The sequence below is a fragment of the Hyphomonas sp. genome (assembly GCF_046313735.1).
Taxonomy (GTDB): domain Bacteria; phylum Pseudomonadota; class Alphaproteobacteria; order Caulobacterales; family Hyphomonadaceae; genus Hyphomonas.
The window spans coordinates 19,436-45,605 of the sequence record NZ_JBKBXW010000005.1 but is presented as its reverse complement, the minus strand read 5'-3'; the positions used below and the strand labels follow the sequence as shown (position 1 = coordinate 45,605).

At 63.5% G+C, this 26,170-nt stretch carries 24 protein-coding genes and 1 tRNA gene; 13 read left to right on the top strand and 12 right to left on the bottom strand.

Annotated features, from left to right (window positions below; all coding sequences use genetic code 11):
* Positions 1 to 10: 10 nt before the first annotated feature.
* The 3 genes from ACK4SV_RS03940 to glyA are packed head-to-tail and all read right to left on the bottom strand — an operon-like array spanning position 11 to position 2,454.
* Positions 11 to 667: a RibD family protein gene (locus tag ACK4SV_RS03940; protein WP_409916498.1), complete on the bottom strand. Its 657-nt coding sequence runs from the start codon at positions 665 to 667 to the stop codon at positions 11 to 13.
* On the bottom strand, positions 664 to 1,140 hold the full coding sequence (nrdR, locus tag ACK4SV_RS03935; protein WP_409916497.1) for a transcriptional regulator NrdR: 477 nt from the start codon (positions 1,138 to 1,140) through the stop codon (positions 664 to 666). Before nrdR ends, ACK4SV_RS03940 begins: the two co-directional genes overlap by 4 nt.
* Positions 1,141 to 1,146: 6 nt before the next feature.
* A complete protein-coding gene (gene glyA, locus ACK4SV_RS03930; RefSeq protein ID WP_409916496.1) occupies positions 1,147 to 2,454 on the bottom strand; it encodes a serine hydroxymethyltransferase in 1,308 nt (435 codons plus the stop codon).
* A gap of 218 nt (positions 2,455 to 2,672) precedes the next feature.
* Here glyA and ACK4SV_RS03925 point away from each other — a divergent pair, with 218 nt between their 5' ends.
* Positions 2,673 to 3,071 (top strand): MucR family transcriptional regulator, encoded by a 399-nt coding sequence (locus ACK4SV_RS03925; RefSeq protein WP_409916495.1) that lies wholly within the window; start codon positions 2,673 to 2,675, stop codon positions 3,069 to 3,071.
* 123 nt (positions 3,072 to 3,194) lie between these two features.
* On the opposite strand, the gene hemA is transcribed toward ACK4SV_RS03925, so the two are convergent.
* Complete coding sequence (gene hemA / locus ACK4SV_RS03920; protein ID WP_409916494.1) at positions 3,195 to 4,412, bottom strand: 5-aminolevulinate synthase; 1,218 nt, start codon at positions 4,410 to 4,412, stop codon at positions 3,195 to 3,197.
* Between the two features lie 93 nt (positions 4,413 to 4,505).
* Positions 4,506 to 5,282 (bottom strand): class II aldolase/adducin family protein, encoded by a 777-nt coding sequence (locus ACK4SV_RS03915; protein WP_409916493.1) that lies wholly within the window; start codon positions 5,280 to 5,282, stop codon positions 4,506 to 4,508.
* Positions 5,283 to 5,457: 175 nt separating this feature from the next.
* Here ACK4SV_RS03915 and ACK4SV_RS03910 point away from each other — a divergent pair, with 175 nt between their 5' ends.
* A complete protein-coding gene (locus tag ACK4SV_RS03910; RefSeq protein ID WP_409916492.1) occupies positions 5,458 to 6,225 on the top strand; it encodes an NAD kinase in 768 nt (255 codons plus the stop codon).
* Between the two features lie 77 nt (positions 6,226 to 6,302).
* On the top strand, positions 6,303 to 6,941 hold the full coding sequence (locus ACK4SV_RS03905; RefSeq protein ID WP_409916491.1) for an Hpt domain-containing protein: 639 nt from the start codon (positions 6,303 to 6,305) through the stop codon (positions 6,939 to 6,941).
* A 6-nt stretch (positions 6,942 to 6,947) separates the two neighbouring features.
* Here ACK4SV_RS03905 and ACK4SV_RS03900 read toward each other — a convergent pair whose 3' ends face one another.
* Positions 6,948 to 7,754 (bottom strand): NUDIX hydrolase, encoded by an 807-nt coding sequence (locus ACK4SV_RS03900; protein ID WP_409916490.1) that lies wholly within the window; start codon positions 7,752 to 7,754, stop codon positions 6,948 to 6,950.
* Between the two features lie 113 nt (positions 7,755 to 7,867).
* Between ACK4SV_RS03900 and ACK4SV_RS03895 the strand changes: the two genes are divergently transcribed.
* The gene (locus tag ACK4SV_RS03895) at positions 7,868 to 8,545 is read left to right on the top strand and encodes an EAL domain-containing protein (RefSeq protein ID WP_409916489.1); all 678 of its coding nucleotides are present in this window, start codon (positions 7,868 to 7,870) and stop codon (positions 8,543 to 8,545) included.
* Between the two features lie 2 nt (positions 8,546 to 8,547).
* Here ACK4SV_RS03895 and ACK4SV_RS03890 read toward each other — a convergent pair whose 3' ends face one another.
* From ACK4SV_RS03890 to ACK4SV_RS03880, 3 genes are all read right to left on the bottom strand, one after another.
* Entirely contained in the window at positions 8,548 to 9,705 is a 1,158-nt protein-coding gene (locus tag ACK4SV_RS03890) for a DUF2336 domain-containing protein (protein WP_409916488.1), read from the bottom strand.
* A gap of 155 nt (positions 9,706 to 9,860) precedes the next feature.
* Positions 9,861 to 11,198 carry a trigger factor gene (gene tig / locus ACK4SV_RS03885; RefSeq protein WP_409916487.1) on the bottom strand — a complete coding sequence of 446 codons (1,338 nt, stop codon included), beginning with the start codon at positions 11,196 to 11,198 and terminating at the stop codon, positions 9,861 to 9,863.
* Between the two features lie 174 nt (positions 11,199 to 11,372).
* Positions 11,373 to 11,457, bottom strand: a tRNA-Leu gene (locus ACK4SV_RS03880).
* 399 nt (positions 11,458 to 11,856) lie between these two features.
* On the opposite strand from ACK4SV_RS03880, the gene ACK4SV_RS03875 reads away from it, so the two are divergent.
* From ACK4SV_RS03875 to ACK4SV_RS03845, 7 genes are all read left to right on the top strand, one after another.
* A complete protein-coding gene (locus tag ACK4SV_RS03875; protein WP_409916486.1) occupies positions 11,857 to 13,338 on the top strand; it encodes a UbiA family prenyltransferase in 1,482 nt (493 codons plus the stop codon).
* Positions 13,335 to 13,733, top strand: a complete 399-nt coding sequence (locus ACK4SV_RS03870) for a GtrA family protein (protein WP_409916485.1) — start codon at positions 13,335 to 13,337, stop codon at positions 13,731 to 13,733. The genes ACK4SV_RS03875 and ACK4SV_RS03870 overlap by 4 nt, the downstream gene beginning before the upstream one ends.
* A 120-nt stretch (positions 13,734 to 13,853) precedes the next feature.
* Positions 13,854 to 15,323 carry an MBOAT family O-acyltransferase gene (locus tag ACK4SV_RS03865; RefSeq protein ID WP_409916484.1) on the top strand — a complete coding sequence of 490 codons (1,470 nt, stop codon included), beginning with the start codon at positions 13,854 to 13,856 and terminating at the stop codon, positions 15,321 to 15,323.
* Between the two features lies 1 nt (position 15,324).
* Positions 15,325 to 16,416, top strand: coding sequence for a hypothetical protein (locus tag ACK4SV_RS03860; RefSeq protein ID WP_409916483.1), 1,092 nt, complete (start codon positions 15,325 to 15,327; stop codon positions 16,414 to 16,416).
* A complete protein-coding gene (locus ACK4SV_RS03855; RefSeq protein WP_409916482.1) occupies positions 16,413 to 16,658 on the top strand; it encodes an acyl carrier protein in 246 nt (81 codons plus the stop codon). The genes ACK4SV_RS03860 and ACK4SV_RS03855 overlap by 4 nt, the downstream gene beginning before the upstream one ends.
* Entirely contained in the window at positions 16,655 to 17,953 is a 1,299-nt protein-coding gene (locus ACK4SV_RS03850; RefSeq protein ID WP_409916481.1) for a class I adenylate-forming enzyme family protein, read from the top strand. The genes ACK4SV_RS03855 and ACK4SV_RS03850 overlap by 4 nt, the downstream gene beginning before the upstream one ends.
* A 5-nt stretch (positions 17,954 to 17,958) precedes the next feature.
* Positions 17,959 to 18,723: an SDR family NAD(P)-dependent oxidoreductase gene (locus ACK4SV_RS03845; protein ID WP_409916480.1), complete on the top strand. Its 765-nt coding sequence runs from the start codon at positions 17,959 to 17,961 to the stop codon at positions 18,721 to 18,723.
* A 36-nt stretch (positions 18,724 to 18,759) separates the two neighbouring features.
* Here the strand turns inward: ACK4SV_RS03845 and ACK4SV_RS03840 are convergent, their stop codons facing one another.
* A complete protein-coding gene (locus ACK4SV_RS03840; RefSeq protein WP_409916479.1) occupies positions 18,760 to 20,298 on the bottom strand; it encodes a GMC oxidoreductase in 1,539 nt (512 codons plus the stop codon).
* A 111-nt stretch (positions 20,299 to 20,409) separates the two neighbouring features.
* Between ACK4SV_RS03840 and ACK4SV_RS03835 the strand changes: the two genes are divergently transcribed.
* Positions 20,410 to 21,390, top strand: a complete 981-nt coding sequence (locus ACK4SV_RS03835; RefSeq protein WP_409916478.1) for an aldo/keto reductase — start codon at positions 20,410 to 20,412, stop codon at positions 21,388 to 21,390.
* A 7-nt stretch (positions 21,391 to 21,397) separates the two neighbouring features.
* Here ACK4SV_RS03835 and ACK4SV_RS03830 read toward each other — a convergent pair whose 3' ends face one another.
* Entirely contained in the window at positions 21,398 to 22,690 is a 1,293-nt protein-coding gene (locus ACK4SV_RS03830) for a glycosyltransferase family 87 protein (RefSeq protein ID WP_409916477.1), read from the bottom strand.
* A gap of 87 nt (positions 22,691 to 22,777) precedes the next feature.
* Entirely contained in the window at positions 22,778 to 24,151 is a 1,374-nt protein-coding gene (locus ACK4SV_RS03825; RefSeq protein WP_409916476.1) for a glycosyltransferase family 87 protein, read from the bottom strand.
* A 278-nt stretch (positions 24,152 to 24,429) separates the two neighbouring features.
* Between ACK4SV_RS03825 and ACK4SV_RS03820 the strand changes: the two genes are divergently transcribed.
* Positions 24,430 to 26,160 (top strand): hypothetical protein, encoded by a 1,731-nt coding sequence (locus ACK4SV_RS03820; RefSeq protein ID WP_409916475.1) that lies wholly within the window; start codon positions 24,430 to 24,432, stop codon positions 26,158 to 26,160.
* Positions 26,161 to 26,170 lie beyond the last annotated feature (10 nt).

Sequence of the window (26,170 nt, the reverse complement as noted above, 5' to 3'; positions counted from 1 at the left end):
AATCGCGGGACTAATGCTCAGACCGAACATAAGTATCGAGGACATCATCCCCAATCCGTTCCGTCGCGACAGGGCGCCAGCGCGCCGCAGACTTCAGATCCATGAGGCCGAGCGACCCGGCCGCCGGCAACCCGTCGCCCCCGATCAGGATCGGGGCGCGGAACCAGGCGATCTCATCAACAAGGCCGGCGCGCAGGAAACTCGCTGCCAGCGTGCTGCCGCCTTCCAGCAGCAGCGTGCGCAGTCCCTCGGCTTCGGCGCGGCGGACAAAATCCGTAACGCTCATGCGCACGCCATTGCCGCAGCGCCAGATTTCCACACCCGCCGCTTCCAGCGCGCCGCCGCCGGGTCCGCCGGCCGTGACTGCGATGACCCGCCCGAGATCGGCCGACCGGGCGAGGCGCGAGGCGGGCGGCAGGCGCGCCTGCGAGTCCGCAACGATGCGCATAGGCTGGCGCGCGGGCAGCGGAACGGTGCGCGCGGTCAGCAGAGGATCATCGGCCAGCACGGTGCCGATGCCGACCATGATGGCATCATGCTCGGCGCGCATCCGGTGTCCGCGGGCGCGCGAGTCGGCCGAGGTGATCCACTGGCTGGTGCCATCGGCGAGCGCAATGCGGCCATCCAGCGAGGACGCAATCTTCAGGGTGACGCGCAGCTGCTTCATGCCGGGCCCGGCTCGTCTTCGTCCTCAAGGGCGGCCTTGTCGATGAACTGAGCGAAGTCGCTGGGATCCTTGAAGTCGCGGTAAACCGAGGCGAAGCGGACATAGCCGACCGGATCAACGCGCTTGAGCGCTTCCATGGCCAGTTCGCCGACATCGTTGGAGGTGACTTCCTGCTCGCCGGTGCTCTCCAGCTTGCGCAGGATGCCGGAAACCATCTGGTCGATCTGTTCGCGGTCCACCGGGCGTTTGCGCAGGGCGATGGTGATGGACCGGGCCAGCCGCTCCCGGTCAAAGGGTACACGTTTGCCATCACGCTTGATGACCATGATCTCGCGCAGCTGCACGCGCTCGAAGGTCGTGAACCGCGCGCCGCAGCTTTCGCACACGCGCCGGCGGCGCACCGCCGTATCGTCCTCCGCGGAGCGGCTGTCCTTTACGGACGTGTTGTCAGAGCCGCAGAAAGGACAGCGCAAACCGGATCAGGCCCCCAGCCCTTCATAGATCGGGAAGCGCGCGGTCAGCGCCTGCACTTCGCCGCGCACACGCTCTTCGGTCGCGCCATTGTCGCCAGCGGCGAGCGCATCGACGATCTCGCCAATCCAAGTGCCGATCTGGGTGAATTCGTCTTCGCCGAAGCCGCGCGTGGTACCGGCTGGCGAGCCGACACGAATGCCGGAAGTGACAGTCGGCGGGGCCGGATCAAACGGCACGCCATTCTTGTTGCAGGTGATGAAGGCGCGGCCGAGGGCGGCTTCGGCATCCTTGCCGGTGACGCCTTTCGGGCGCAGGTCGATCAGCGCGAGGTGCGTATCCGTGCCGCCAGAGACGACATCGAGGCCCGCCGCCCGGCAGGCTGCTGCCATCGCCCGGGCGTTCGCCACCACCTGCGCGGCATAGTCGCGGAAATCCGGCGTCAGCGCCTCACCAAATGCAACAGCCTTCGCGGCGATCACATGCATCAGCGGGCCGCCCTGGATGCCGGGGAAGATCGCCGAATTGATCTTCTTGGCGATCGCCTCGTCATTCGTCAGGATCATGCCGCCGCGCGGGCCGCGCAGCGTCTTGTGCGTCGTGGTCGTCGCAATGTGCGCATGGTCCAGCGGGTTCGGGTGCACTCCGCCGGCCACCAGGCCTGCAAAGTGCGCCATATCCACCAGGAAGACCGCGCCGACTTCATCGGCAATCTCGCGGAAACGCTTGAAATCGATGACCCGAGGATAAGCGGAACCGCCAGCAATGATCATCTGCGGCCGGTGTGCCCGGGCAAGGCGATGGACTTCCTCGAAATCGACCAGATGGTCTTCGCGGCGCACACCGTATTGCACTGCATTGAACCATTTGCCGGACTGATTGGCACGCGCGCCGTGCGTCAGGTGGCCGCCTGCATCGAGGCTCATGCCCAGGATCGTGTCACCGGGTTTCAGGACCGCCTGGAAGACGCCCTGATTCGCCTGGCTGCCGGAATTCGGCTGGACGTTGGCGAAGGCGCAGCCGAACAGCGCCTTGGCGCGCTCGATGGCGAGGTTTTCGGCAATGTCCACATACTCGCAGCCGCCATAATAGCGCTTGCCGGGATAACCTTCTGCATACTTGTTGGTCAGCACAGAGCCTTGCGCTTCCAGCACGGCGCGCGAGACGATGTTTTCAGAGGCGATCAATTCGATCTCATGCTGCTGGCGCGAGGCTTCCTTGCCAATCGCTGCGGCCAGTTCAGGATCGCGCTCGCTCAGCGGCGCCGAGAAGAAATTTCCGGCCAGTGTTCCGGATACATGCGCCGAATCTGCCATGCGAAGACTCCTCTCAGCGGGTTCATCCGCTGTCTACGCGGTGGCGCGGAACTGGGCAACTGCCCGTGATTGTCCTGCTGCAGTTCCAGCAGATCAGTCGATTTGATATATTTCCGGCAAAAATTACCCCCCGATACTTTACGGGCAGCTGCATTTATAATTATTGGCGCGAATAAATTCTGGTTTCAGAATTGCGAATACAAAGAAATGGGTGGGGTATGGAAGACGGTTCCGATGGCCGCATGATGGAGATGACGGTCAAGATCGTCGCTTCCTATGTGGCAAACAACACGCTGGAGTCTGCTGCGCTGCCGGACCTGATCCGTTCGGTTCACAGCGCGATCTCCACACTTTCAGGCGAGGCGCCGGCGCCGGAAAAGACGCCTGACCCGGCTGTGGCAATCTCGAAGTCCGTAACGCCGGAATACATCATCTGCCTCGAGGATGGCCGGAAGCTGAAAATGCTGAAGCGCTACCTGCGCACGCGGTATGACATGTCGCCGGAGGATTACCGGGCGAAATGGAACCTGCCGGCAGATTATCCGATGGTCGCGCCCAATTATGCCCGCCTGCGCTCGCGGCACGCCAAGCAGATCGGCCTCGGAAAAAAGAAGTAACGGAAGCTGTCACAGGCCGCCCTGCGCGGCCAGCACGTGGCAAGACGGCTTCCGTTGCCTCGCCAGCAAAGACAGGACGGCGCAAACGCCCGGCCCGCTGATGGCTTTTGCGCTAGCCCGGTCTCAGGCGGCCTGATCGAGGCCCAGCTGCTTCCACACGGCGAGGATTGCGGCGACCAGCTCATCCATCATCACTTCGTCATGGACGGGGCTGGGCGTGAAGCGCAGGCGCTCGGTGCCGCGCGGCACGGTCGGATAGTTGATCGGCTGCACATAGATGCCGAAGTCGAACAGCAGCGTGTCGGACAGCGCCTTGCAACGCTCCGGATCACCCACCAGCAGCGGCACGATGTGCGAGGGCGATTCCATCACCGGCAGGCCGGCCTCGATGAATTTCTGCTTCAGTTCCAATGCCTTTGCCTGATGGATGGACCGCAGGCGGCGGCCCTCATCGGTGCGCAGCTTGCGGATGCTGGAAAGCGCCCCAGCCGCCATGACCGGGCAGGTCGAGGTGGAGAAGATAAAGCCGGAAGCCATCGAGCGGATGGCGTCGATTACCGTCGCATGGCTGGCGATATAGCCGCCCATGATGCCAAAGCCCTTCGCAAGGGTGCCTTCGATGATGTCGATGCGGTCGCCGAGGCCCAGCATCTGGGCGACGCCAGCGCCCTCGTCCCCATAAAGGCCGACGGCGTGGACTTCGTCGAGATAGGTCAGCGCGTTGAATTCCTCGGCCAGGTCGCAGATTTCCTGCATCCGGCCGAAATCGCCGTCCATCGAATAGACGCTCTCGAATGCGATCAGCTTGGGGCGAGCCGGGTCGTCATTCTCCAGCAGCGCGCGCAGATGCTCCACATCATTATGGCGAAAGACGCGGTAGTCGGCGCCGGACCGGCGGATCCCCTCGATCATCGAGGCGTGATTGAGCTGATCGGAATAGATGATCAGGTCTTTCATGATCTTGCCGAGCGTCGACAGGGTCGCGTCATTCGACACATAGCCTGACGTGAACAGGAGCGCGGCCTGCTTGCCGTGCAGGTCGGCCAGCTCGCGCTCCAGATCGACATGGAACCGGGTTGTGCCGGAAATGTTGCGTGTCCCGCCCGAGCCGGCACCGAAACTGTCGATGGCTTCGTGCATGGCGTTGATGACATCATCATCCTGGCCCATGCCGAGATAGTCGTTGGAGCACCAGATGGTGACTTCCCGCTCGCCATCCTCGAACCGTGCGGTGGCCTTCGGAAAACGGCCCTTGTGGCGGTGCAGGTCGACGAAGACGCGGTAACGGCCTTCGCTGTGGATGGCGCCCAGGGCGTCTTCAAAGGCTTTGAGGTGCTTCATCGCGCTACTCTGACTTTATTGCTGACCCGCTGCAGGTCTGGCCACCCGGAACGAATATTCCGGGCTGTTATTTAGTCGAACCCGTGAAAATACCTATGCGGCATAACCGGGCAGGTCCCGGTCCAGCTTGCGCAGCAGGGCCGGCCAGATCAGCCGGTTGGCGAGGACATTGGTGCCCGCCGGGTTGGACTGGCCGCGCACGACATCCTGGACCGCCTCGGGCGCCACGATCACCCCGTCCCGGCCAGCCGAAAGCGTGCGGACCTGCATGGTGCAGGCGCGCTCCAGAAAGAACATGCGGGTGAAGGCCTCAGCCGCGGTGCCGCCACAGGTCAGCGTGCCATGGTTGTAGAGCAGCATGGAGTTTTTCGTGCCGAGGTCGGCCACGAGGCGCTCGCGCTCACCAAGATCCAGGGCGATGCCTTCATAATCGTGATAGGCAAGGTCATGGCGCACAATCATGCCGGTCTGGCTGAGCGGCATCAGGCCTTCCTTCATGCAGGAGACCGCGACCCCGTCATCGGTGTGCAGGTGCATGACGACATGCGCATCCTCGCGCGCGGCGTGAACGGCGGAGTGGATGGTGAACCCCGCCGGATTGATCATATGCTCGGTTTCCTGAACGATATTGCCGTCCAAATCGACTTTCACGAGCGAGGAGGCCGTGATCTCCTCGAACAGCAGGCCGTAGGGGTTGATGAGGAAATGATGCTCCGGGCCAGGCACCCGGTGGGAGATGTGAGTAAAGATCAGGTCATCCCATTTGTGCAGCGCGACCAGACGGTAGAGCGCCGCGAGATCGACCCGCGCCTTCCATTCTGCCTCGGACACCGAATTGCGGATATCCACCTTGCCTGCGCCGTCTGCCATCGATCTTCTCCCGGAAACGTGATCCTTGCTGTCACTAACTCATCAGATTAGCGCATGTCCCGCCGCTTCGCCAGTTCAGATGACGCGGGCGTCAACTTCATACCGCAAGGGAAACAGCGCTGGCCGATGCCGCCTGCCTTGACGCCTCCGGCAAAACATTCGCAGATGCCGCCGCATGAGCCAGCTGCGTCTTGCTTTCTACGCGTCGAAACGGCCTGAAGCGCAGGAGGTTCTTCCGCAGCTGCGGGGCCGGTACGGCCATTTTTCAGAAGAAGACGCGGATGTTGTCGTCGCCCTCGGCGGCGACGGGGCGATGCTGGACACGCTGCGGCGCCGGTTTGCCGATGGGAAGCCCGTTTACGGAATGCATCTCGGCACAGTCGGCTTCCTAATGAATGATTACAGCCCGGACGGGCTGATCAAGCGGATCGATGCGGCCGAGCGCGCGACCCTGACGCCGCTGCGAATGGCAGCGACCGACATAGCCGGGAATGTCCACACCGCCATGGCGATCAATGAGGTGTCCCTGCTGCGCCAGACGGCCCAGTCGGCCCGGCTGCGGGTAGCTGTCGATGGCCGGTTGCGGATTGAGGAGCTCGTCTGTGATGGGCTGATGGTCGCGACGCCGGCCGGCTCGACGGCCTACAACCTTTCCGCTCATGGACCAATCCTGCCAATCGGGGCACGGCTGCTGGCCCTGACGCCGGTGTCTGCCTTCCGGCCCCGGCGCTGGCGCGGCGCCTTGCTGAAGGCCGAGGCAAAGGTCGATATCGAGGTGATCCATCCCGACCGGCGGCCCGTTTCAGCCTCGGCGGACAATCAGGAAGTGCGCGACATCGTGCGGGTAGAGGTCGAGAGCGACCCGGCCCGGACACTGAACATCCTGTTCGACCCCGGCCATGCGCTGGATGAGCGGATCTTGCGGGAACAATTCGCTTTCTGAACCGATTCAAAGGCTTGCGTCAGCGGTATGTTAAACCTTCTTGGTTAACCTGCCGGCTCGAGAATGAGGTTCGAGCCATGTTCACCAAGCTGCTGGCGAAAGCGTCGGAACTTGCCCATAGAGGCCGCAAGCCGGCCGCCGCCCCCGTGACGCCGGATATTTCGCGGGTGATCAAACCGGCTGCGCAACCCGTTGCTTCGCAATCTCACCTTGCCCCGGACACCGATGTGGCGGACTTCGAGGCTACGGTTGCGCAGGCTCCGGAATTCTCTGTCGAAGACGCCCCGGAAATCGAGACCGCCGCAGATACGGCAATCCTTGCCGAGAAGGCAGAGGAAGCCGTGGATGCGATGAACGACTCCTTCGATGCTTGGATGCGCGATGACATGGCAAAACTCCGCGCCGCTTGGGCGGAAGCGAGCGCAGATGCCTCTAACGCAGAAGCCTTCCGCGAGCTTTACACCTGCGCGCACAATATTCGCGGTGCTGCCGCCTCCTATGGCTATCCGGCCGTTTCGCGCCTGTGCGGTTCGCTCTGCACCCTGCTGGGCAATACCCGGCCCGGCGAGGACAGCGCGCTGATCAACATGCATGTCGAAGCCTGCCGCGCCGCCGTTGCGGCCGGTCCGCAAGGCGAAGGCTCTCAATCCGTGGCCGATCAACTTTGCGACGCGCTGGAAACCCGCGTCGCCGTAAAAGTCGCGGCCACGGGCTGAGCCCGGCTACACCTTCACATTCGACAGAAGCTCGACCGTCTGGCCGTACCCAGCCTCGGCCGGGATGAACAGGCATGGCTCCTGCGCCTCGGTGCGCCCGGGTTCCGGCAGCACGGTAATAACGGGCTCCGCGGCGAAGCGGGCCTGCGCATCTGCCAGCGAATTGGCGCGCGCGAGCTTCACAAGGTTCATCCGCGTCGGGAAGATGATTGTCGCCTGCCCTGATTTCTCCTGGGCCAGCGCATCGCTCGCAGAGAGCCAGACGGCATCTGTCGTCTCGCGCCCGTCATGTGCCGCGACCTGGCCGGACGGCGCCGGCGCGACATAGAAATGCGTGTCGAACCGCTTGGGCATCATTACCGGCGTGATCCAGTGGCCGAAATGGATCAGGCTGTCGAGCGCAAGCACGAGGCCATGTTCCCGCATCAGATCCAGAAAGGGCTGCTCACCCCGGTCGACCGCCGCGCGGTGAGGCGCCAGTTCAAGCGCCAGATCGGCACCGACCAGCGGCGCCCCGGGCCCGCGCGCCTTGCTGTGGCGGGCCAGCAGGATGCCGGACTCCTCGAAGGCCTCACGGATCGCGGCAATCCGCGCGTCCTGCTGGACAGGGCCGTAATCGCCATCCGTCCAGTCATCCCAGCCGGGATCGGTGTCGCCAGCAGCTGCCTTGCCGCCCGGAAAGACGAGCGCGCCGGCGGCAAAATCGATCTCGTAATGCCGCTTCACCATCAGCACCTGCGGCGCCGGCGCCGCCTCGCGCAGCAGCAAGATCGTGGCCGACAGCCTCGGCTCCGGTGGTGTCTGCGCGCTCATGGAAGGCCCCTTTGATCAAATTTGCCGGAAATTGCGCCGGTCGCTTGCGCGTGATGTTCAGCTTGCTCCGCTAGGGAAGGCAAGTGGCTCAAACATCCGGGGAAAAGCAGCAGATGCGCGCACAGATCGCCCTGCCTTTGGGGAAACGCCCAATCAGCGAACAGGTTCGTTTTCATCCTGTCATGGATCTCGATTCCGGCGACATTCTCGGCATGGCAACCGAGGAAATGGCCGAGTTCGAGGAACGGGCGCGTTTCGGTCCGGCATCAAAGCGGCTGGAACCTGCAGATCCCGCGACATGGCTGGCTGACCGGCTGACGCGCACCGCCTGTGCGGCCTATGACCAGGACGCGACCGGCCGCCCGATCCTTGTCAACGCGCCCATCCCTGCCCTTGCGCATCCAAATACGGCGCTTGCCTGCGATGCTGCCATCCGGCGCACCACGATGTGCCAGCAGGAGTTCTGCCTGATGTTCCCGGACGCCGCCTTTGCAGCGGACCCGGCGGACGCCACCTCACGGATCGCGCGCCTGCGCCGCTGCGGTTTCCGGGTGGGGATCGACATGCGCCGGTCCTGGCAGACAGGGCTCAGCGAGAGCCTGCGCATCATGATCGACACGCTGCGCGTTGACGCGTCAGCGGTACATGTCAGCGACGACCTTCACGAGGCAGCCATAGCAGCAGCCGCCTCCGGCATCCTTGTCGTGGCCGATGGCGCAAGCTGGCGGGATGGGCCGGTGCTGGCAGAGTCCGGTATCAGCGCGGCCATCAATCCGCGCGGAGACGCCTGACCTCAGGCCGCGTCGCCCTCGCCGGCAGGTTCGGCGGCGGCCATTTCAGAATAGTGATCCAGCTTGTCGAGGAGGTAGTCGAGGTCGTCCTTCGGGATCGCCTGGAACTGCGTCAGCACCCGTTCGATCATCCGCGCCCGGAAACGCGCCTTGTCGTTCGGCCCGCCATCATACAGCGTCTCGTGATAGACATTTACTGCGGCCTTGAAGGCCGGAAGCAGCTTTCGCGGCAGGCCCGCATGGTCAAACACCGCCTGCAGCCCAAGGGGGCCGGCATCATGGATCATCAGCCAGACGCGCTGGTGCGCCACGCCTGAGAGTTCGGCGAGTGCATGTTCCACAAATGGCATCTGGCCGCAGCAGAGCGCACGCATGATCAGCGAATGGCTGAGCCGGCCATTGAGGTTCAGCTGGGAGACAAACCGCGGCAGGTCGTGCGACCTTCCGGCCTGTTCCACCAGGTCAATGGTCGCCCGCTCGCGCGCGCCGCTGGCGAGATCGACGGCCAGCTGGGCGGGCAGTTCATGGCGGTTCACCAGCACATCGAATAATTGGCCAGACACGAGCGAAACGAGCTTTTCGGCGATATGGACGGGTATGAAGTCGCGCTTGATGAGGCCCGACTGGACGATTTCGTCAGCGCCAAAGCGGCCAACGGCATCCTCGAACGCCTTGCCGCTCCACTCGGCCGTCTGGTTGGCGGCGAGCGCCCGGACAGCCTCCACCGCGCCATGCTCGGCCACGACCTCGGAAACGGTGATCGACAGGTCTTCGCGGGCGGCAATGGCGGCCTGCTTCGCTGCAGTTACGGAAAGGACAAGCTCGACGAGATCCTCATCCGTCAGCACCGGTGATTCGAGGAGGACTGGGATCGCAACCGCTTCGATATCGCGGGCAAGGTTCAGCGCGACATCGCGCGGCAGGATTGGCGAATAGCGCAGCGTGACGGCAAGCGTCCGGCGCACAAGGTCCGCGGCATCTTTTGCCAGAATTCCAATGATTTCCCGGGCGTAGCGCTTCTCCTCATCGCTCAGAACGTCCAGCGCAATGCGGCGGCACAGCCGGTGCGCCACCGAGGCACGCTGCTCGGGCGAGTCGCCTTTCATGAGCCGGTGTATGTCCTGCTCGGTCAGCGTCGGGCGGATGGCGTGTAGACTCATTGCGCTCTGGAAACCCCCGTTTCGACGCTGCGGTACCGTGTTACGGCGAGGTTAACAACGGATTTACCTTCGGCCGTTTTGGCGAGGTTTGCGGGCAGAAAAAAGGCCGGCTCCACAGGGAACCGGCCTCATAACCTTTATATCAGAACGAGAAATCAGTCCTCGTCTTCCTTGAACAGTTCCTCGCGGCTGACCGTGGCGTCCTCGATTGTCGCGACCGAGAGAATGTGGTCGACGACCTTGTCTTCATAGATCGGGGCGCGCAGCTGGGCCATGGCACCGGGGTTCTTCTGGAAGAACTGGACCACTTCCCGCTCCTGCCCCGGATACTGGCGGGCTTCGCGAATCAGGGCCTGATTCACTTCGGCTTCCGAAATGCGCACATCCGCGATGCGGCCGATCTCGGCCAGCACGAGCCCAAGGCGAACCCGGCGTTCGGCGATCTTGCGGTACTCGTCGCGCAGCTCTTCTTCCGGCTTCGTCTTCTCGGCGTCAGAGACGCGGCCAGCATCCATTTCGCGCTGGAGTTGTTGCCAGATCTGTTCGAACTCCTGATCGACCATGCCGGGCGGCAGCTCGAAATCATGCGCGGCGTCGAGCTTGTCGAGCAGGTCGCGCTTGGCTTTCGAGCGGGACGCAACATTGTGCTCACCCTGCAGCTGGTCCTTCACGAGGCCGCGCAGCTGCTCGATCCCCTCAAGGCCAAGGCCCTTGGCGAACTCATCGTCCAGCTCCGGCACCTGCGGGGCGCGCACTTCGTGGACTTTCGTCTCGAACACGGCAGCCTTGCCGGCGAGATTCTCGGCCGGATAGTCTTCCGGGAAGGTGACGTTCAGCTCTTTCTCGTCGCCGGCCTTCACGCCGAGGAGTTGCTCCTCGAAGCCGGGGATGAAGCGGTTGGCGCCGATCACGACGGCCTGCTGCTCGGCCGAGCCGCCTTCGAAGGCTTCGCCGTCGATCTTGCCGACAAAGTCCACGATCACGGCGTCGCCGTCCTGGGAGGCTTCGCCTTCGGCGCGGGCCTCATACTTCATGTTCTGGTCGGCGATGCGCTTCAGCGCTTCCTCGATCGACTCTTCGGGCACTTCGGCCACCGGGCGGGTTATTGTCAGCGTCGTGACATCGACCGGGGTGAATTCCGGCATGATGTCGACCTGCATGCTGTAGGCGAGATCTGCCTGGCCCTGCACGACCTTCTCGAGGTCACCCTCAAGCTGGACATTCGGCTGGCCAGCCGGGCGCAGCGAATTGTCTTCGAGGGTCTTCTGGTTGGTGTCGTTCACCAGCTTGTCGATCAGCTCGCCCATCAGGTCGCGGCCGAACATCCGGCGCACATGGGCCGCCGGAACCTTGCCGGGCCGGAAGCCCTTGAGGCGCATCTGCGGGCGGATTTCCTCGATCCGCTGATCGAGGCGGGTCTGGAGCTCGCTTGCCGTCACCTTGATCTCGAAGGTGCGGCGGAGCCCTTCTGCCTGGGTCTGGGTCACTTCCATGGGACGATCTTTCACTCTTGCGGGGCGCGGCACACGCCAGTTCGCGCGCCCGTGGCCTTCCATAGCTGCCTGAAGGCGCGGCTTATGTCACAGCCCGGATGGGCTGTCCACGCTGCCGGAACGCCATGTGCAGTGGGCCGGAATCCCGCGCCGGGAGCAGGCTCCGAAGGGCCCTGGTGCGGGTAGAGGGACTCGAACCCCCACGCCTTGCGACACGAGAACCTAAATCTCGCGCGTCTACCAATTCCGCCATACCCGCAGTTATGGCCGGTATAGGCGAGGCGGCGGGCTTTGCCCAGCGGGCAAAACCGCCTCAGGCGCTCGCCCCCCGGTGGCACACAGCTTGCTTTGTGCGAGTGCGAACGGGCGCACAGCAGGCGGTGGACATGCAAAGGCGAGACAACCTGACCGAAAGGCGGCGGCCTCTCCCGTATCCCGCCCGAAGACTGCCCACACGCACGGCGCCAAGCGCCACAGCTTTGCTGCCGGGCTTGATTTATCGGCAAGTGAGGCTCATCACCGCCGGGCGTGCTGCGAGCGCGCAGGTGGGACACTTCGAACAATCGAACCCAGCAATGCCTGCCGGCAGCTGGCCTCCAAACTGCGCCACCCGCCCCTTCCGGGCGGACGCGGCGATGACTGACAGACGGGCCTACCCATGACCTTCGCATCCCCTTCCCCCCCGATTGAAAAGTCCGGATCCGATACGCTGGCGCAAGTTCCGCTGGTCCTCGACCTCGATGGCACGCTGATCCGGACCGATTCCCTGCATGAACAGGCGATGGTCTTTGTGCGCAGGAACCCCCTGAACCTTCTACGGCTCGCCGGTTGGGTCCTCGGGGGCCGCGTCAAGCTCAAGGCAAGGCTGGCAGACGCCGTGACGCTGGACCCTGATCACCTGCCCGTGAATGAGGAACTGATCTCTTTCGCAGAGCAGGAAGCCGGCAATGGCCGCAAGATCGTCCTGGCCACCGCCGCGCACACCGATACTGCGAAGCTGTTCCTGAAGCGCTTCCCGTTCATCACGGAATTCCTGGCGACCGGGGACGGCGTGAACCTCAAGGGCCGGCACAAGGCCGCTGCCCTCTCCAAACGCTTCCCCGAAGGCTTCGATTATGCCGGCGACAGCCGGGCCGACCTCGCTGTCTGGAAGGTCGCGCGCCGTGGCGTGCTCGCCGGGGCGTCCAAGTCCACGGTCGCGAAAGCGCGGAAGGTTACCAATGTCGAACACGTCTTTTCGAAGCCGAGCGGCCTGAAAGCGTTCATCAAATGCCTGCGCCCGCACCAATGGGCCAAGAACGTGCTGGTCGTTGTGCCGGCCGTGCTCTCCGGTAAGATCATTGATCCTTCGACCTACCTGCCGCTGGTGCTCGCCTTCTTTGCGCTCTCGCTGACGGCTTCGGCCACCTATGTCTTCAACGATCTCTGGGACCTGCAGGACGACCGCCAGCACTGGACCAAGCGCAAACGGCCCTTCGCAAGCGGTACTCTATCCGTGCCCGCCGGCATTATGGGCGCGCTGGTCTGCTTCCTGATCGGCCTTGGCCTTGCCTTCGCGGCTGGCTGGCAGGTGCTGCAATGGGTGCTCGTCTATGTGGCCGTCACCCTCACCTATTCGCTCTGGCTGAAGCGCAAGGTCATCCATGATGCGCTGACGCTCGGCGTCCTGTTCACCCTGCGGCTGCTTGTCGGCATGGTCGCGGTTGCAGCCGAGCCGTCGCCCTGGCTGTTCGTGTTCGCGATGTTCATCTTCACCTCGCTGGCCTTCGCGAAGCGCCACACCGAGATCGCCCGCGTGATCGAGAAGGGCGGCTTCTGGGTCAATGGCCGGGGCTACCGCGCCTCTGACTTGCCGCTTGTGCTGGCATCGGGTGTTGCCTGCTCGATCGGGGCGGTTGTCATCATGGTGCTCTACATCATCGAGGACGCCTACCAGCAGAGCTTCATCCAGAACGGGGTCTGGCTCTGGGGGCTGCCGCCGCTCGTGTTCCTGATTGCCTCGCGCATCTGGGTGTTCTGCCAGCGCGGCGAACTCGACGATGACCCTGTGATCTTTGCGGTGAAAGACCGTGTCTGCATGGTCTACTCCGCGCTCACCGGCGTCTGCTTCCTTCTGGCATGGTTCGGGGTGCCGCTTTGAAAGCCCTGCTCGCCGATGAGCGTTTCCGGTTCCTGCTGGCCGGAGGCTCAGCCTCGCTGCTGAACTGGCTGGTCCGGTTCCCGCTGTCGATGGTGATGCCCTATGCGGCAGCTGTGACCGTCGCCACGCTGATCGGTATGGCGGCAGGATTTGTCCTGTATCGCAGCCTCGTCTTCCGGGGCTCGACGCGGCCGCTCTGGCTGCAGATTCGGGACTTTATCGGCGTCAATATCATTGCCGGCATCATCACGGTGATCAGCGCGGTGATCCTGCTGAACGGGCCCTGGTGGCCGGAGGCTTACCGCGAGTTTGCCCCCGGCATATCTCACCTCGCCGGCATCGGCATCGGGGCAGTGATCAACTTCTTCGGGCACAAGTTGTTCACCTTCCGATGATGCAACAGACAGCCCCGGCGAAATTGTTGTGCAGTGCCGCAATATCCGGCATTGGACTTGCAAATCGGGACACGGTGCGCGTCGCACCTTCTACAGGTTACTAATTCGGGTGGGGCCTCCGTGGCGTTCGTATCAGCGCAGTTCGTGATCTTCTTCCTGGCCGTGGTGGTAGTGCATTTCGCCCTTCCCGCCCGCGCCCGCTGGATCTGGCTGCTCGCCGCCAGCCTTTTGTTCTATGGCTTTGCCGAACCGATCTACCTCGTGCAGATCCTGGCGGCGACCGGCGTTTCATTCTGGCTCGGACAGCGGATCGAGGCGGCGCCTGACAAGAAAGCAAAACAGCCGATCATGGCGCTCGGCGTCGTTCTGCTAACGCTGAACCTCGTCGTCTTCAAATACACCCCGTTCTTGAACGAGACGCTGCGCTCGGTTCTCGGGCTCGCCTCTGTTCCCTATCCCGTGCCGGAGCTTCAATGGCTGCTGCCCATCGGGATTTCCTTCTACACATTCCAGCTCATCTCCTACCTCGTCGATGTCTTCCGGGGCCAGCAGAAGGCCGAGCGCAATCTCGGCGCGTTCACGCTCTACGTCACCTTCTTCCCCAAGCTGGTGGCCGGTCCGATCGAGCGCGCGAAGAACCTGCTGCCGCAGATCCATGCAAGCCCCGCCTTCAACCGCGTGGACGTCATGCTGGGCCTGCAGCTCATCCTCTGGGGCGCGTTCAAGAAGGTCTTCGTGGCCGACCGGATCGCCCCGTTCGTCAACTCGATCTATGACAATCCGGAAGCCGCCAACGGCGTGCAGATCGCGTTTGCGACCTGGCTCTATGCCTTCCAGCTTTACTGCGACTTCTCCGGCTATACCGACATGGCGCTCGGCATTGCGCTCGTCTTCGGCTACCGGCTGACGCAGAACTTCAACCGGCCCTACTTTGCCACTTCGATCCAGGATTTCTGGAAGCGCTGGCACATCTCGCTCACCTCGTGGCTGACCGATTACATCTACACGCCGCTGACCCGCCAGAAGACCTTCAAGATCAAGCTGTTCGACCTGATGCTGTATGCCATGTTCATCACCTTCGTGGTGAGCGGGCTCTGGCACGGCGCGGCATGGACCTTCGTGGTCTGGGGCGCTCTGCACGGCAGCTATATCGTGGTGTCGCTGCTGCTGCAGAAGCGCTGGAACACGTTCGCCCGCAACATCAAGCTGACCGAGCGGCCGAACATCTATCGCGGCCTGAAGATCACCGTGACCTTCTCGCTCGTCTGCTTTGCCTACATCTTTTTCCGGGCGAACAGCATGGACGATGCCCTTCACATGGTCGCCACCCTCGGCACCGGCTGGGGCAGCGCCAAGGACAGCGTGCTGTCGGTGATCGGCGAGCTGCGCAACGAATTCTTCCTTGTGCTGATCGGCATTGCCATCGTGATGGGCGCCGAGATCCTCCAGGGCCGCATCGACATGCGCCGCACGATCGAGAGCCGCCCGGCCTGGATGCGCTGGAGCCTCTACTATACCGGCACGCTCGCCGTCGTCATGCTCGGCGCGTTCTACGGTTCGCAAATCGACTTCATCTACTTCAGGTTCTGATATGGATACCGCTGAACTCTCCTCTGAGCAGGCCGGCGCCGGCGAAGCGAAACGCAAGGGCATGGGCATCCTCGGCGTTGCACTGCCCGTGACCGCGCTATTGGCCGCTGTCTTTGCGACCACCGTGGCCATCGCCGTGCTGGTGCCCGATGATGGCGACTATGCGAAAGCGTCGATCCTGAAACATGACCTGCTGGCGCAGGACGTGCCGCGCAAGATCGTGCTCGTCGGCGGCTCGAACGTTTCCTACGGCACGGACAGCACCGTGATTGAGGCTGCCACCGGATGCCCGGTCGTCAATATGGGCATGAACGGCTATTTCGGTGTCCGCTTCATGATGAATGAGGTCAGGCCGCACCTGAACCCCGGCGACACGGTCGTGATCGCCTGGGAATATGACAGCTTCTACAAGTCCGTTGACGGAACGAATACGGACCTCCTTATGGTGTCGAAAGCCAATCCGCGGGTCATCCGCTTCCTGACGACCGAGCAGCGCCTGTCTGCCATCAGCCGGTTTCCGTTCGTGGCGCAGCAGAAGATCATCCGCCTGATGGGTCAGGCCTACGACAACTTCACCCAGATGCTCGGCGCCGAACCGGATGAGCCATGGGCACCGGTCAACATCGTCGACATCGAAGGCGCTGCAAACTTCTCCCGCAACGGGGATCTCGTCGGCCATATCGGCATTGACTGGCCGCATGATCCCGTCGACGCCGTCGACCTGTCGAACCTGCCGATGGATCAGGAGATTATCCCGCTGATGCAGGAGTTCATCCGTGAGCAGAACGCGCGCGGCATCAATGTGATGATTTCCTGGACCCCGCTGCTCGACACATTTTTCGCGCGCCATGAAGCGGAGATCGAGCGCCTCAACGCTCAGATGGATACCGTGCCGGAATTCCTGATCCCCCGCCCGGCCCGCGAATTCAAGTTCGACAAGAGCCAGCATTTCGACACGGTCTACCATCTCAACATGCATGGCCGGCCGATCCGCTCGGCAATGGTCGCGGAAGACCTCATCACCCAGTTTGGCCGGGAGGCATTCTGCCTTGCGGACACAGCGCTCACCCCGACAGAAGGAGACACCCCATGACCGAAGACCAGGCTTTCGAGCAGATCACCGCCATCGTCCAGCGTATGCTGGAAGACAAAGGCGCCAAGGTTGCGACCATTGACAAGAACACGGAGCTGCTCGGCGGCGCAATCAATATCGACTCGCTCGACCTTGCGATGCTGGTGCGCGAGCTGGAAGATGTTGTCGGCTTCGATCCGTTTGCGGAAGGATTCATTGAATTCCGCACTGTCGGCGAACTCGCGAAGCTCTACGCAAAATGAAAATGCCGGGTGCCTTCGGACTGAGCCGGGACGACACTGATCCCGTCATTGCCTCCGCCGACAGGATACTGACGCGCGGCGATCTCGCACAGGCGTCAGAGACGCTTGCTGCCGGGATTGCCGCCGCCGGTATCTCGCGGATCATGGTTCATTCCGACGACCCGCTCCACATCCTGCGCGCTGTTGATGCGGCCAGCCGCACTGGCGCTGACCTCATCATCGCCCATACAAACCTGCCGGCAGCCCACATCGATACCGTCATCGCCTCTTTCGGGGTACAGATGATCATATCGGCCGAAGACCGGGTCACTGGCCTTCCGCCAACGGAAGAAGGCCGGGGCCGCGTCTTCATGATGACGTCGGGCACCACCGGTGCGCCGAAGATTGCCGCCCACAGCCTCGACGCCCTGATGAGCCGCGCGCGCGCCGCGATGGGCCCGGGCAGCAAAGGCGCCAAATGGCTGCTGACCTATCAGCCGACTGGCTTTGCGGGCATCCAGGTACAACTCACGGCGGTGGCCGGGCGGGGATTGATCGTCGCGCCGGAGGCACGCACGCCCGCAGGCTTCCTTGAGGCCGCCAAGGCAAACGGCGTCAACCAGATCTCCGCAACACCCACCTTCTGGCGCGCCTTCCTGATGGTTGTGCGCCCGGGTGACCTTGCCCTGCGCCAGGTGACCCTTGGCGGCGAAGCAGCCGATCAGGCGACACTGGACCGGATCCGCAAGGCCTTCCCGGACGCGCGCGTCACCCACATCTACGCCTCAACAGAAGCCGGCGTTGTTTTCTCCGTCCACGATGGGCTCGAAGGCTTTCCCGCCGAATGGCTGGATACGGACAACCGCGGCGTAAGCCTGCGTGTGCGCGACGGCCTTTTGCAGATCCGCACGCCCAATGCCATGAAGGGCTATGTGTCGAACACCGCCCAGCCCCTGCTCGATGATGGCTGGCTCTCGACCGCTGACCGCGTCGAGATCCGTGGCAACCGGGCCTATATCCTCGGCCGCGATGACAGCACGATCAATGTGGCCGGCTCCAAGGTCTACCCGCTGATGATCGAACAGTTCCTGCTCAGCCAGCCCGGCGTTCTGGAAGCGCGCGTTTACGGCGTTACGAATCCGATCAGCGGTCAACTCGTCGCGGCAGACCTCGTCCTCGATCCGGCCGTTGATCCGGCCGCAACTCGCAGCGCCGTGCTGGCGGCGGCCCGTGAACACCTCGCTCAATATCAGGTCCCCCGTGTGGTAAAGGTCGTCGACGCGATCGCCGTGCGGGAATCCGGCAAGAAGGGATAATCCGTATGCCCCCCTCCCCTACACCCGCCAGCGAGCGGCACATCATCGTCACTGGTGGCAGCCGGGGTCTCGGCGCCGCCATGATCGAAGGCCTGCTGGCTGATGGCTACCGCGTCTCGACCTGTTCGCGTTCGCGCTCGGCGAATATCGAGGCACTGGAATCCCATCCTGAATTTGGCAGCCGCTTTTTCTGGAAGCGCTGCGAGGTCGGCGAAGGCAGCCAGGTTGATGAGTTCGTAAACGCCGCGGTCGAATGGGCAGGTGAAGACGGCCTTTGGGGCCTCGTCAACAATGCCGGCGTCGCGCAGACAGGCATCCTTGCCTCCTTCCCGAACCGCGAAACCGAAAAAATCCTCAAGGTGAACCTGTTCGGTGCCATCCAGGCCGCCCGGGCGGCTTCCGAACACATGCTGCGCGGCGGCAAGGGTGGACGGATCATCAACATCTCCTCGATCATCGGCAGCCGCGGCTATAACGGCATGAGCGCCTATTCGGCCTCGAAGGCCGGCATGGACGGCCTCAGCCGCGCCCTCGCGCGCGAGCTTGGCCGCCGGAAGATCACCGTGAACTCGGTTGCGCCCGGCTATGTGCTGACGGAAATGTCGGCGGTGCTGACACCTGTGCAGCTCAATCAGATCGTCAACCGCACGCCGCTCGGTATGCTCGCGGAAGATTCCGACATCACAAACCTTGTCCGTTACCTCCTTTCGGATGCTGCCCGAATGATCACGGGACAGACGATCCTGGTGGATGGCGGCATTTCCTGCTAAGCGCTCAGCGGCCCTGCCGAAAGGCGGGGCCAGCTATCATCCGCCTACGGCATGATCGCAAGCCCGCGCTGTCAGCGCCATCATTGTCAACGTCGGATTCTGGATGCCCTGCGAGGGGAACGACGCGCCGTCCGTCACATAAAGCCCCGGCATCGCCCAGCATTCATTATGCGGATTGAGAACTGACGCGCCGGCATCCGTGCCGAGCCGCGCCCCGCCACATTCGTGGACGGACGTTCCGGGGGTCGCCGGCCCGTCTGGCTGGACCAGGATCTTTGCTTTCAGCACATCCAGAAGACCCGCCAGCGCGCCGTCCATATCTTTTGCGAGGCTTAGGTCCTTTGCGCTCCAGTCCATCTCGATACGCAGCTGCGGAATGCCCCAGCGATCGGTCTTTCCGGGCGCCAGCGAAACGCGGTTCTCCGCCCTCGGAACACATTCGCCGAATCCGACAGCGGTGACCCAGCTGCCGGAGGGATTTCCGGAAGCATAAAGCTGGATACCAAATCCGCGCGGGCGGGCGCCGCCCTCGCGCAGATCAAAGCGAGGTAGGTAGACACACCGTCCGGGTTCTCCGCTGCCGCCGGTTGGCAGCGAGGGCATGACCCCTTCTGCCTTCAGCATGATATGATCCGTGAGATACCCGCCCAGCGCCGGCAACTGGTCGCCGAGCGCGCCGCCAGGCGTGGAGGAATTCAGCAAGATGCGCGTCGATTCCAGCGATGACGCGCAGAGGAACACCAGCGGCGCCCCCGCCTGTTCCGTCTGCCCACTGAGGGTGTTGACCCATTCGGCCCCGGCCGCCCGGCCATCCGGCCCGGCCAAGATCCGCCGCACGAGCGCGCCGGAGCGCAGCGTCAGCCGGCCGGTGGCCTTCGCGGCGCCGGTAAAATCCGTGGGCGGCGCATAGCGGCTCAGCATCGCGGCGGCCTCCGGCCAGGCCGCGCGGATCATCTCCATCAATGCGCTCTCAGCCGCATCCGGCTTCGCAGGGCGGGCCACCACACTATCCGGGATGTGCGCAATACCCTCCTGCGCGCCAGTCAGCGCAAGGCGTTGCTCGACAAGGCTGTACCAGGGCTCCAACTCTTCAATGCCGAACGGCCAGGAGCTGTCGGCGCCCGGCTTCGGCGCAAGGTCGGCTTCCCCGAAACGGTAATATTGCCGCCCATGACCCGGCACGGCGAGGCGCCCGCCGACCCCGAGCGCGCGAATCCAGGTGAAGGGCTTGTCCGCCGGGGTTTCATAAGGGTGGTCCCGGTCATCCAGCAGGCTGTCGGGCTTCTGCACCCAGGCATAACATTCGGTTTGCACAGGCTGGCGCACACGCCCGGCCTGGCGCAGCACTTTCGTGCCAGCATGGATCAGGCGGGGCGGCAGCACCTTGGCGAGGCGCGGATCGGAGATCGTTCCGATGGCCGCTGCCAGCGTCTTGCTGAGAGGCTTCTGCCAGAAGGGATAGCGTGTGCCTGCGTCCAGCAGGAGGACCGACAGACCCTTCTCGCACAACAGCGCAGCCGCAAGGCCGCCGGTTGCACCCGCGCCAACCACAATCGCGTCAAAACGGCCCATCATCCGAAAAAAGAGTCCCCCGGCAGCGTCTAAAACTGTATGGGCTATGCATAGGGGATGCCGCAAGGCACGATACTCCCCTACGTTGGTGGGACTAAAATACAGGAAGACGCGATGACAGACGGCGCCGAGACACATCCGGCTGCTGGAGCAGGTCTATCGGCTGTCCGGATGTTTGCGGCAGGCGGGCCCCTCGGCTTCGGCACGGGCTTTCTTCATCATGCAGGCGACAGGGCAGTGTGCGTTCGCCTGCTGCGCGAAGCCTTCGATGCCGGAGTCACCTACTACGATACCGCACGGCTTTATGGCGAAGGCGCGTGCGAAACGATGCTGGCGGAGGCCTTCGCCGGCAAGCGTAGCGAAGTGTTCCTGGCCACCAAGGTCGGCATCCTGCCGCCGCAATGGACCCTCGGCGCGCGGATCAGCGCCAAGGCTGCGCATATCATGCGCAAGGCACCGCCGCTGCGCGCGGTAGTGGCCGAACCCGAAGACCGCCATCCCGTCTTCGGCGTGTTCGACCGGCCCCGGATGCAGGCGAGCTTCGAGGCGAGCCTGAAGGCGCTGAAGACCGATCATGTCGACCTGCTGCTGCTGCACGAATGCACGCTTGAAGATGTTCAGCGCGATGAGGTGCAGCATTTCCTTGGCCAGATGGTACGTGACGGCAAGGCGAAGGCCTGGGGCGTCGCACCAACCCCGGAAGCGATGCTGGGCATTGCGCACTCTGGTGTTGCCTATGGCGAGGTGGCGCAGTTTGACGGCGCGATCCGCTCAGGGTTTCCGCCGGAAGGCGCACCGAGCCCGGCGCTCATCATCACCCATTCCTGCCTCGGCGAAGGGTTCCGCGAAATGGCGGCTCGCCTGCAACAGGACGAGGTATTGAAAGCCCGCTGGTCTGCGGCGCTCGGCCTTGATGCCGGCGATCCGGGCGTCGTGGCGCAAGCCTTCCTCGCGCGCGCAATGCAACAAAACCCGGGCGGCATCGTGCTGTTCTCCACGACGCGCGACGACCGGCTGCGCCGCAACCTTGAAGCTGCCAGCTGGCTGGACATGCCCGACCGGATGGCTGCGCTGCCAGGCATCCTGCCCGGCTGAACGCGCCTCAGGCGGCCGTTGCCGGTGCAGATTTCTGCGCGCGGGCGATGGCCGGCAGACCGAGGATGATCATCGCGCCCCACAGCCAGTGCGACGCCACAATATTGGCGAATGGGCCGAAGCGTCCCAGCGTCATCGAGTGGCTGATGAACGCAATGCCGGAGGCAAGTGCGAAGCCTGCCAGCATCGGCCAGCGCAAACGCTCCAGCGCCTGCCCCGGACGGCTCTGCGCCCAGAGGAACACCGCGCCCGGGAACAGCCATACATAATAGTGCGCCCAGGACAGCGCCGAGACCATCAGGCCCAGCGTCACGATCATCATCAGCTCGATCTCGATGTCGCGGTCGGTTGCGCGCAGCATCCGGCCCGAGCGCCAAACGGCAAAGAGTGCGCCGCCGACCAGCAGGACGGTAAGCAGCTTGTCGATCATGTTGCTGAGCGCTGAGAGCTCATGGATGCTGTAGTTGTGGCCAGCCGGTCCGCCGATCTCGAAACGGGCGAGCATCGCCTGAAGCGTCTGGTTCGAATAGGCCGGCACCGGATGCTGTGTGAACGGTGCGATTGAGGATTCGTACCAGAAGACGTGCATGTCCCAGCCAAAGATCAGGAGTGACAACAGCGCCGAGGTGACCACCACAGCGGCCCCGCCAATCACGACATTCCATCGCCCGCGCAGGAAATAAAACACGCCGATCAGAAGCAGCGCCGGTTTGATCACGGCGCAGACGCCGAACACGATCCCCGCCGTCAGGTCCTTGCGCTCCCGCGTCAGGGCGATGCCGGCAACAAGGGCCGCGAGGATCATGTGGGACGTGTTCGCTTCCCGGAAGGAGTAAAGCATCGGCCCGAAGATGCAGAGCGCCAGGAAAAGCAAGGCGCTTTCCCGGCGATCGAGTGAATAGAGTTCGGTCAGTTTCCGCCAAGTGTAGAGCACGGCGATGACGCCGATGCCGGTGAAAACCAGCGCCGCAGTCAGGTCCGGCATCAGGCCGAAGGGGGCGAACAGGTAAGCGACGATCGGAATATTCACGAAGATCGGGTTTTCCGCATCATAGGCGCCCATCAGCGCCTGCGGGCCTTGCCAGATGAGATGGCCGGCAAGCCAGTAGCAATCGCGGAAGTCTGCAAACAGCAGCGGATGGGTGTTGAAGAAGATGAACAGCGCCATCACCGCGCCCCACAGCGCAGTCACCGGCCAGAGCAGCTGCGAGAAGCGCCCCGGAACCGACAGCCGATAAATGAGCAGGAAGCCGATGAGGGCTCCCAGAATGTGGATCCCATTGACGGTCAGAGAATGCATGTGTGCCCCACCGGTACGAACCGCAGCGGTTCTTTCGTCCGAAACTCAAGGCTCGCAAACAGTATGCCAGCCGCCGCGCGCACAGAATCAGGCCGCCCGCACGAATTTGGGTCTGACGATGCGCCACTGTCCCTGTGCGAGCCGCCAGATCAGCGCGGCCAATGCGAGGGCCGCGATGTAGAGGTTTGACTGGAGCAGGAACAGGGCGGGGTGGTGCGCCAGCGCTGCCCATAGCGGCAGGCACGCCGTGAAGAAGATTGCGCCCGCAACCGCGCCCGCGCGCCAATAGGCCCGGCCCGGTGCAGCCCCGACCCAGCCCGCCGCCAGCAGCGCAAACATCGGCATCAGCACGCCGTAATGATGTTCCCAGGCAATCGGCGAGGCCGCCGTGAAGACGAGGGCCGCGAGCAGGAAATCCATGAGCCGCCCGCAGCCCTCTCGCCGCCGCAGGAAACCGAGCAGCGCGAGCAGCCCGAGCGTGACGATCAGAGTGCCTGCATAGACCCCTGCATGGAAAGGCGGGAAGCCCAGCGACTCAAACTCGGCCACTTCGCCATTGCCAAACAGGCGGTGCAGCATGCCATTGGCCGACTGGTTGGCGATGTAGGATTCGCCATGGCGCGACAGGAAGGAGAGAACCTCCAGGTAAGCCAGATGGCTGTTGAACCCGTACAGCGCAACAGACAGCGCCAGGCCGACTGTACCGGTGATCGCCAGCGCGGCAGCAAAGCGCCATTCCCGGCGCAGGAGCCCCCAGAAGAGGAACAGCCCGAACTGCGGCTTCAGCAGGCAAACAAGTCCGATCAGGACACCTGCCGCTACGGGCCGGTCCAGCAGCCAGGCTATCGCGGCGGCGATGAACAGGCCGTTGATCCAGGCCTGAAGCTGGCCAACATCATAGGCAAAGATCAGCGGAAAGAAGACGACACCGGCCACCGGCGCCGCCAGCGTCAGCACCAGCCGCGCGCGCGTGATATCTGCTCCGCTGCCCCCGCCTGAAAGCCGCGGGACGGCCAGCCACACCAGTGCCGAGAGACCTGCGAGCGAGGCCAGGAACACCCCCCGGTTCACTTGATTCATGAGCTGAATGGACGGCTCGAGGCCAAACGCGGCCAGCAGGTCAACCGGCAGGAGGCTCGTCGGCGCATACTGGAATTTGTGTCCGCCAGTGAAGAAGATCTCCTGATAGAGCTCCCCGTCATTACCGGGGTTCAGGCGCAACCATTCATGCGCCATCAGCATCACGCTCCAGGAATCCTTCGTGTCCGTCACCTCACCGCGCAGCAGGTCTCGCAGCGGCCACAGCGCGGATTGCTGCCCCGTAAGCGCCAGAACGAGATGCGCCGCGAGCACGGCAGCAAGCACCGCAAGGATCGCCATTGCGGCAACCGTCGCCGGCGACTGGTCCATCGCGGTGCGTAGCTGCGCCAACGGGCGCCGTGCAGACGGGCTGTCGATCATTGTGCTTCCCCGGCAGTGTCATCCCGTCCCTAGCAAGCCTTGTACCATTGCAGGAGCGGTTACAACCCGGCCAACCGATGCACCTGAGCGAGCACCGCAGCTGGACAGTTTGCAGGCGCACGCCAGCCACTCTGGCGAGAATATTGCATAAGCGAACACCAACTGAGCCTGAGGGAAACACAGCGTTGACGGCACAGAAAGGTCTGTGCCAACCGGCGATCTTAAGGGGACATGGCGAAGGCGGACCGGATTGTCTGGGGCGTCGCCGCCGAGCTGCGATGATTGATCGATACCTGACGACTGCATACCTGCCCGAAACGGGCGCGGGCCGTTCGGCCGAAGCACAGATGCTGTGGGCGCTGGGCGCGCCCCTGATGCTCTTTCCGGCACTTGTGTTCATACTGACAACCACCTGGTTCACGATCGGCGGGGCGATTGGCCCTCTGTTTGCATGGGCCGTGCTGACACTGTCAGCAGCTGGGGCCCTGGCTCTGCCGCGTTTGTTCATGCCCGCCCTGCCGCGCTTCATCCCTGCCGGATCGGTTGCGCTGGTCACTATCGCCTTCCTGTCCGCGTCGCTGATCCGGGACACGTCCATGGATGGGCAACACTATCACTTCGAAGCCATTTATGCGCTCGCGAAGGGCTGGAACCCGGTCCACGGCCCCCCCGATTTGCCGTTCATCGGTGATCCCGTCACGCCCTGGTCCATCCACTATCCGCGCGGCGCCTGGGTGTTCTCTGCAAACCTGCTGGCGGCTGGCATTCCCTTTACCGCGACCAAGGTGCTGAATTGTCTGGCGCTCCTGTCGGCGGCGGCCATCATTCCGGCGCTGCTCCTGAGATTGGGGTTCTCCCGCATTGCGGCACTGCTGCTTGCGGCTGTGATCCTGCTCAACCCCGTCCTGCTGGCGCAATTCTTCACCTCGATGAATGACGGCCTGCTGGGGCTTTGCCTGCTGATGTTTGCGGCCGCGCTGACGACCTGGCTGCTTCATGAGGACCGGTTCGCTGCTTTGACCGGGCTGGCCGTGATGTGCTTCGCGCTGAACCTGAAATTCTCGGCGATCCCGGTCTTTGTCTTTCCCTGTGCCGCAGCCTGCCTCGCCGTCTTCGCAGTCCGCGGTTTCCGGCCAGCCGTCTCGCTGGGGGCAGTGTTGCTCGGGGCAGCACTCTTCTCGATCACCGTGCTCGGCTGGTCGCCCTATATGCGCAACTGGCTCGAACACGGGCACATTTTCCACCCGATCATGGGCGCTCATGCGCTCGACATCATGACCGGTGAAGGCCCTGCGCTCGACAACACGCCGCATAATCTGATCGGCTTGTCGGCGTTCGAGAGATTCTTTTTCTCCGTGTTTTCAGAGTCTCATGCAGGCTTCGAGACCGAGGCGAAGGTCCGGTGGCCCTTCCTGATGATGCCTCAGGAATTGCGGGCTGCAGGCGGGGTTGATGTCCGGCTCGGCGGCTTCGGCCCATTCTTTTCAGGCGCGCTCGTGCTTGCGGTCGCAGGCGCCGGCGTGATGCTGGCGCGCGCCGGGCGCCTCAACCGGATCAGCCTCGCTTTCCTGATCGCTGCAGCAATTGCGCTTCTCTCCGTCCTGATCATGCCCCAGAACTGGTGGGCACGTTATGTCCCGCAATTCTGGTTCGTGCCCGCCTTTGTCGCGGCTGCGGCGATGGCATCCGGGCAGCGGGCCGCGCAGTTCCTTGGGGCTATGATGATCCTTGTGATGCTGCTGGACAGCGCAATCGTCGGCGCATCCGCCTCCGTCCAGGCCGCCAAGCGCCATGTGCAGTCAGGTGCGCAGATTTCCGCGCTGGCCAGCACGGGGCACACCTATTGCGTGGACCCCGACATGGTGAAGGCGCGCCTGTATCTGATGGGGCGGGCCGGAGTGGACGCGCATTACGTGCCATCCGAGGAGTTGCAGTGCGAGGATGCTGCCGAGATCGAGGCTTACGGCCCGGACCGGTTCGGCGGTGTGATCTGTCCGTGTGACCGCTGAGGCGCGGCAC

Bases quoted from the DNA above. Each gene is read 5' to 3' on its own strand.
- ACK4SV_RS03940 (WP_409916498.1), bottom strand. From the start codon at position 667: ATGAAGCAGCTGCGCGTCACCCTGAAGATTGCGTCCTCGCTGGATGGC.
- glyA (WP_409916496.1), bottom strand. From the start codon at position 2,454: ATGGCAGATTCGGCGCATGTATCCGGAACACTGGCCGGAAATTTCTTC.
- ACK4SV_RS03925 (WP_409916495.1), top strand. From the start codon at position 2,673: ATGGAAGACGGTTCCGATGGCCGCATGATGGAGATGACGGTCAAGATC.
- hemA (WP_409916494.1), bottom strand. From the start codon at position 4,412: ATGAAGCACCTCAAAGCCTTTGAAGACGCCCTGGGCGCCATCCACAGC.
- ACK4SV_RS03915 (WP_409916493.1), bottom strand. From the start codon at position 5,282: ATGGCAGACGGCGCAGGCAAGGTGGATATCCGCAATTCGGTGTCCGAG.
- ACK4SV_RS03910 (WP_409916492.1), top strand. From the start codon at position 5,458: ATGAGCCAGCTGCGTCTTGCTTTCTACGCGTCGAAACGGCCTGAAGCG.
- ACK4SV_RS03905 (WP_409916491.1), top strand. From the start codon at position 6,303: ATGTTCACCAAGCTGCTGGCGAAAGCGTCGGAACTTGCCCATAGAGGC.
- ACK4SV_RS03900 (WP_409916490.1), bottom strand. From the start codon at position 7,754: ATGAGCGCGCAGACACCACCGGAGCCGAGGCTGTCGGCCACGATCTTG.
- ACK4SV_RS03895 (WP_409916489.1), top strand. From the start codon at position 7,868: ATGCGCGCACAGATCGCCCTGCCTTTGGGGAAACGCCCAATCAGCGAA.
- ACK4SV_RS03890 (WP_409916488.1), bottom strand. From the start codon at position 9,705: ATGAGTCTACACGCCATCCGCCCGACGCTGACCGAGCAGGACATACAC.
- tig (WP_409916487.1), bottom strand. From the start codon at position 11,198: ATGGAAGTGACCCAGACCCAGGCAGAAGGGCTCCGCCGCACCTTCGAG.
- ACK4SV_RS03875 (WP_409916486.1), top strand. From the start codon at position 11,857: ATGACCTTCGCATCCCCTTCCCCCCCGATTGAAAAGTCCGGATCCGAT.
- ACK4SV_RS03860 (WP_409916483.1), top strand. From the start codon at position 15,325: ATGGATACCGCTGAACTCTCCTCTGAGCAGGCCGGCGCCGGCGAAGCG.
- ACK4SV_RS03855 (WP_409916482.1), top strand. From the start codon at position 16,413: ATGACCGAAGACCAGGCTTTCGAGCAGATCACCGCCATCGTCCAGCGT.
- ACK4SV_RS03850 (WP_409916481.1), top strand. From the start codon at position 16,655: ATGAAAATGCCGGGTGCCTTCGGACTGAGCCGGGACGACACTGATCCC.
- ACK4SV_RS03845 (WP_409916480.1), top strand. From the start codon at position 17,959: ATGCCCCCCTCCCCTACACCCGCCAGCGAGCGGCACATCATCGTCACT.
- ACK4SV_RS03840 (WP_409916479.1), bottom strand. From the start codon at position 20,298: ATGATGGGCCGTTTTGACGCGATTGTGGTTGGCGCGGGTGCAACCGGC.
- ACK4SV_RS03835 (WP_409916478.1), top strand. From the start codon at position 20,410: ATGACAGACGGCGCCGAGACACATCCGGCTGCTGGAGCAGGTCTATCG.
- ACK4SV_RS03830 (WP_409916477.1), bottom strand. From the start codon at position 22,690: ATGCATTCTCTGACCGTCAATGGGATCCACATTCTGGGAGCCCTCATC.
- ACK4SV_RS03825 (WP_409916476.1), bottom strand. From the start codon at position 24,151: ATGATCGACAGCCCGTCTGCACGGCGCCCGTTGGCGCAGCTACGCACC.
- ACK4SV_RS03820 (WP_409916475.1), top strand. From the start codon at position 24,430: ATGATTGATCGATACCTGACGACTGCATACCTGCCCGAAACGGGCGCG.